Source organism: Streptomyces capoamus (genome assembly GCF_014654935.1).
GTDB classification, from domain to species: domain Bacteria; phylum Actinomycetota; class Actinomycetes; order Streptomycetales; family Streptomycetaceae; genus Streptomyces; species Streptomyces capoamus.
Map to the genome: position 1 here is coordinate 76635 of NZ_BNBF01000005.1, position 5119 is coordinate 81753.

5 protein-coding genes are annotated in these 5119 nt (G+C 73.0%); 3 read left to right on the top strand and 2 right to left on the bottom strand.

The window, feature by feature from the left end; genetic code table 11:
- Nucleotides 1-172: 172 nt before the first annotated feature.
- Complete coding sequence (locus IE312_RS10090) at nucleotides 173-1120, bottom strand: beta-ketoacyl-ACP synthase III (protein ID WP_189980445.1); 948 nt, start codon at nucleotides 1118-1120, stop codon at nucleotides 173-175.
- Nucleotides 1121-1500: 380 nt separating this feature from the next.
- Here IE312_RS10090 and fdhD point away from each other — a divergent pair, with 380 nt between their 5' ends.
- Nucleotides 1501-2349, top strand: a complete 849-nt coding sequence (gene fdhD / locus IE312_RS10095; RefSeq protein WP_189980447.1) for a formate dehydrogenase accessory sulfurtransferase FdhD — start codon at nucleotides 1501-1503, stop codon at nucleotides 2347-2349.
- Nucleotides 2350-2400: 51 nt separating this feature from the next.
- On the opposite strand, the gene IE312_RS10100 is transcribed toward fdhD, so the two are convergent.
- Nucleotides 2401-2838 carry a MarR family winged helix-turn-helix transcriptional regulator gene (locus IE312_RS10100; RefSeq protein ID WP_189980449.1) on the bottom strand — a complete coding sequence of 146 codons (438 nt, stop codon included), beginning with the start codon at nucleotides 2836-2838 and terminating at the stop codon, nucleotides 2401-2403.
- A gap of 127 nt (nucleotides 2839-2965) precedes the next feature.
- On the opposite strand from IE312_RS10100, the gene IE312_RS10105 reads away from it, so the two are divergent.
- Nucleotides 2966-3991, top strand: coding sequence for a quinone oxidoreductase family protein (locus IE312_RS10105; RefSeq protein ID WP_189980451.1), 1026 nt, complete (start codon nucleotides 2966-2968; stop codon nucleotides 3989-3991).
- A gap of 136 nt (nucleotides 3992-4127) precedes the next feature.
- A partial coding sequence (locus IE312_RS39450) for a sialidase family protein (protein WP_229899462.1) occupies nucleotides 4128-5119 on the top strand: 992 nt, incomplete at its 3' end.

Sequence of the window (5119 nt, forward strand, 5' to 3'; positions counted from 1 at the left end):
CAGGTGTCTGCCGCCTTGCGGGGTGTGTTCCCCGCGGCGACATGGACAACAATACCAAGGTTTCGGAGTGCGTTTCACCTGCGTATCCGCCTGCGCGGCGGTCCAGGACCGGCCGGTGGGTGCCGGTGCACGGACTGCGAGTCCCCGCGCACGGTAGGTGAGAGGACCGGGCTCAAGGACAGCGGACGACCTGCCCGGCGTACGACAGGTTGCCGCCGAAACCGAAGAGCAGCACCTGGTCGCCGGTACTGAGAGCTCCGCGCTCGACCAGCTTGGAGAAGGCGAGCGGGATGCTGGCGGCCGAGGTGTTGCCGGACTCCGTGACATCGCGGGCGATCACCGCGTTCACGGCACCGATCTTCTGGGCCAGCGGTTCGATGATCCGCAGGTTGGCCTGGTGCAGGACGACTCCGGCGAGCTCCTCGGGCGCCACGCCCGCCTTCTCGCAGGCCCTGCGGGCGATGGCCGGCAGCTGGGTGGTGGCCCAGCGGTAGACGCTCTGCCCCTCCTGCGCGAACCGGGGCGGTGTCCCCTCGATCCGCACGGCGTGCCCCATCTCCGGCACCGATCCCCACAGCACCGGCCCGACCCCGGGCTCCTCCCCCGGCCGGCACGCCGTCAGGACGGCGGCGCCGGCGCCGTCCCCGACGAGGACGCAGGTGGTCCGGTCGGTCCAGTCGGTGACGTCGGACATCTTGTCGGCGCCGATGACCAGCGCGCGGGTGGCCGCGCCGGCCCGCAGCGTGTGGTCGGCGGTGGCCAGCGCGTGGGTGAAGCCGGCGCACACCACGTTGACGTCCATGGCGGCGGGCTGCGGGATGCCGAGCCGGGCCGCGACCCGGGCGGCGGTGTTCGGGGAGCGGTCGATCGCGGTGGAGGTGGCGACGAGGACCAGGTCGATGTCACCCGGGGAGAGGCCGGCCGCGGCGAGGGCCTTGGCGCCGGCGTGGGCGGCCAGTTCGTCGACGGGTTCGTCCGGGCCGGCGATGTGCCGGGTCCGGATGCCCACCCGGGTGCGGATCCACTCGTCACCGGTGTCGACCATGCCGGCCAGGTCGCCGTTGGTGAGCACCTTGGCGGGCTGGTAGTGACCGATGGCGGCGATGCGCGAGCCGTTCATGCCGGAGATCCCCTCGTGCCGTGGGTAGCGGGATCCACCAGTCTGATCAGTGACTCACGGGTACGAGGGCAGGTGAACCCACAGGAAACGGGTGTCGGGATTGTCGGCTCTCCGCAGATGCCCTCGGGACTCCGTGGACCGTTCCTCGCGGATCTCCTCGGCCCGTGCTCCTCGACCTCCCGCGGACCGTTCCTCCCGGATCTCCTCGGACCGTGCTCCTCGGAACGCCTCGGACCGTCGAACACGCACGCATCCACGGCGTCATGGGCGGGCACCCGGAGCGGGCCGCACCGCGGATCCCCGTGTGCAGGACAATGGGATGCCGGCCACGCGTGCGGGCAGACGCAACGAGTACCTACAGAACCGGGGCTGATCAGACCATGGGACGAGTCACGGAACGACGCAAGGTGCTCCGCATCCGGGACGGCGAGGTCTCCACCCGGCCGGACACGCTCGTCGCCGAGGAACCCCTGGAGATCCGGCTGAACGGCAAGCCGCTCGCGATCACCATGCGCACCCCCGGGGACGACTTCGCGCTGGCGGCCGGCTTCCTGGTGAGCGAGGGTGTGCTGGCCTCGGCCTCCGAGCTGCAGAACATCGTCTACTGCGCCGGGGCCACCGCGGACGGTTCGAACACCTACAACGTCGTCGACGTGCGGACCGCGCCCGGTGTGACGCTGCCGGACTTCACCCTGGAACGGAACGTCTACACCTCCTCCTCCTGCGGACTGTGCGGCAAGGCGAGCCTGGACGCCGTGCGTACGACCGCGCGCTGGCCGATCGCCGACACTCCGCCGCTCCGGGTCACCCCCGAGCTGCTGGCGGCCCTGCCCGACCGGCTGCGGTCGGCGCAGCGCGTGTTCGACCGGACCGGCGGCCTGCACGCGGCGGCCCTGTTCAGCGAGGAGGGGGAACTGCTGGACACCCGTGAGGACGTGGGCCGGCACAACGCGGTGGACAAGCTGGTCGGACGGGCGGTGCAGAGCGACGGACTACCGCTGTCCCGGACGATCCTCATGGTCTCCGGCCGGGCCTCCTTCGAGCTGGCCCAGAAGGCGGTCATGGCGGGCATTCCCCTGCTCGCCGCGGTGTCGGCACCCTCGTCGCTCGCGGTGGACCTGGCCGCGGAGACCGGGCTGACCCTGGTGGGCTTCCTGCGCGGCAGCTCGATGAACGTGTACGCGGGCGAGCACCGGATCGCCCTGCGGGAGCCGGCCGAACGAAGCTGACCGGTGCGCCGCGCGGCCACCTCCGCCGGCCGCGCAGAGACCCGGTTGCCGTCATCCCTCCGTGCCGGAGATGCGGAGCAGCAGCTCCATGAACCGGTCGCGTTCGGCGGCCGACAGCGGGGCGAGCAGCTCGTCGTTGGCCTGCCGGGCGGCCTTCTCGCAGCGGACGAGGAGACGGGCGCCGTCGTCCGTCAGGGACACGGCGTTCTTGCGCCGGTCGCGGGGGTCGGGGGCGCGGTCGATCAGACCGGCGGACTGGAGGTCGTTGAGGATGCCGACGACGTCCTTGGGGTCGAGGCTCACGCTGCGCCCGAGGTCGGCCTGGGCCACCGGGGCGAGGTCGCGGACGGCGGAGAGGACGACGTGGTGCCACATCTTGAGCCCTTCGGCGGCGAGCGCGTCGGCGACCAGGGCGCGGCCCCGCGCGGCGGCTCGCCCGAGGAGCCAGCTGGGCAGGGAGCGGATCGCGGGCAGGGGTGCTTCGGCCATGACGGCAGCCTAGCCGAGGAATCATTGGACTTCCCAACGAATCAGCCCGTACCGTTGGGGATCCCAACGATTTCATGGGTTCCCCCCATGACGACCGCGCCGGCCTGTCCGGCCGCTGGAGGTTGCCATGCGTCGCGTCCGGTACGAGTCCGCCGGTGGACCGCTGTATGTGGAGGACGTACCCGTTCCCGCACCCGGACCCGGGGAGGTGCTGGTGCGCTGCGACGCCGTCGGCATCACCCTGCCGATGGTCCGCAAGGTGACCGAGGCGGCGGAGCCGGTGCCGCTGGGGGGCGAGGTCGCGGGCGAGGTGGTCGCGGCCGGCCAAGGCGTCACCCGGTTCCGCGTCGGCGACCGGGTGACCGGACTGTGCTTCGGGTACGGCTACGCCGAGTTCGCGCTGCTGCACGAGGCCATGACCTCACCGGTGCCGGACGACGCCGACGCCGTGACCGCGGTCGCACTGGTGCGCAGCGGCCTGGTGGCGCTGGGCGCGCTGGACGCGGCACGGCTCGCGCCGGGAGAGTCGGTACTCGTCACGGCGGCGGCGAGTGGCGTCGGACATCTCGCCGTCCAGCTGGCGCGGGCGCTCGGCGCGGGACGGGTACTGGGCGCCGTGTCGGGTCCGGCCGAGGCGGCGGGCGCACCCGGCCTGGCGGAGACGGCGGGCGCGTCCGGTCCGACTAAGGCGGCTGATCCGGTCGGCCGGACGACGGCGACGGACCCGGCCGGCCGGACGAAGGCGGACTTCGTCCGGTCGCTCGGCGCGGACGGCTGCGTGCGGTACGACGACGGCACGTGGGGCGACCCCGTCGACTGCGTACTGGACGCCGTCGGTGGCGACCTGCTCACCCCGGCCGTCGCCGCGCTCGCCCCGCACGGCCGGCTGGTCGCCTACAGCTCCGGCGGCGGCACGGTCCGGGCGTACGACCTGCTGGTGGGGGCCAAGTCGGTGATCGGCTTCCAGATGGCGCTGATCGCCCGCGGGCGGCCGGACGTGTACGAGCGGTGGCGGCGCGAGCTGTGGCGGCTGTTCGCCGAGGGCGCCGTGAAACCCGTCGTGCACGGCGAGTTCGCGCTGGAGGACGCGGCGGCGGCGCACGCGGTGATCACCTCCCGGGCCAACCTCGGCAAGGTCGTCCTGCGCCCCTGACCGTCGGCACGCTCCTTGTGACGCACGCCACGCGCGGTTACCGTCATGGGTCGCGCACGGACATGGGATGTCCGGATGGTTCCGAAACCACGGATGCGGATGCCCGGATGTCACGACGAGGAAGGCAGGTCGCCACGTGCCGTCATCTCTTCGCACCCGGCTCAGATCCGGGCTCGTCACCGCCACCGTCGCCGCGGCGGGCCTGCTCGTCCCGCTCGTCCCCGCCCACTCCGCCGACGCCCAACCGGCCCACACCCGCCCGGTCCGCGCCCGGTCCGGGGACGCCGGACCCGGGTTCGAGCAGCAGGTGCTGTTCAAGGCCGTCCAGGACCCCGGGTACGCGTGCTTCCGCATCCCGGCGGTCGTCAGGACCGTCGCCGGCACGCTGCTGGCGTTCGCCGAGGGCCGGGTCCTCAACTGCGGGGACGCGGCCGACATCGACATCGTCCTGAAACGCTCCGGCGACGGGGGCCGCACCTGGGGGCCGTTACAGGTCGTCAACGAGGGCGCCGGCGACACCCACGGCAACCCGGCACCGGTCGTGGACCGCGCCACCGGGCGGGTCTGGATCGCCGAGACCTACAACAGCGGCCGTACGGACAGCGCCGGCTGCCCGGTCCCCTGCGACCGCAGCCCGCACCTGCAGTACAGCGACGACGACGGCCGGACCTGGTCCCGGCCGCGCGATCTGAGCCCGGAGATCCTGCCCGCCGACTGGAACTCCTGGTACGCCACCGGACCCGTGCACGGCATCCAGCTCACCCGCGGCCGGTACGCGGGGCGCCTGGTCCTCGGGGTCAACGCCGAGACGTGGAACGGCAGCAGGGTCACCGCCGGCCACGCGGCCCTGGTCGTCAGCGACGACCACGGCGGTCACTGGCGGACCGGCGCCACCGACACCTGGCCGGTCGCCGCCGACGGCACCTTCCGGCAGAAGCCCTCCGAACTGGCGCTCGCCGAGCGTGCCGACGGTTCGGTGCTGGTCAGCGGCCGGGAGCAGGACGGCACCGATCTCGGTCACCGCACGCAGGCCGTCAGCCGCGACGGCGGCACCGCGTTCACCGCCCCGTTCCGGTCCCTGCCCGACCTGTACACCCCGCAGGTGCAGGGCTCGCTGCTGCGCCTGGG

Coding starts and splice junctions, on each gene's coding strand:
- IE312_RS10090 (WP_189980445.1), bottom strand. CDS start 1,120: ATGAACGGCTCGCGCATCGCCGCCATCGGTCACTACCAGCCCGCCAAG.
- fdhD (WP_189980447.1), top strand. CDS start 1,501: ATGGGACGAGTCACGGAACGACGCAAGGTGCTCCGCATCCGGGACGGC.
- IE312_RS10100 (WP_189980449.1), bottom strand. CDS start 2,838: ATGGCCGAAGCACCCCTGCCCGCGATCCGCTCCCTGCCCAGCTGGCTC.
- IE312_RS10105 (WP_189980451.1), top strand. CDS start 2,966: ATGCGTCGCGTCCGGTACGAGTCCGCCGGTGGACCGCTGTATGTGGAG.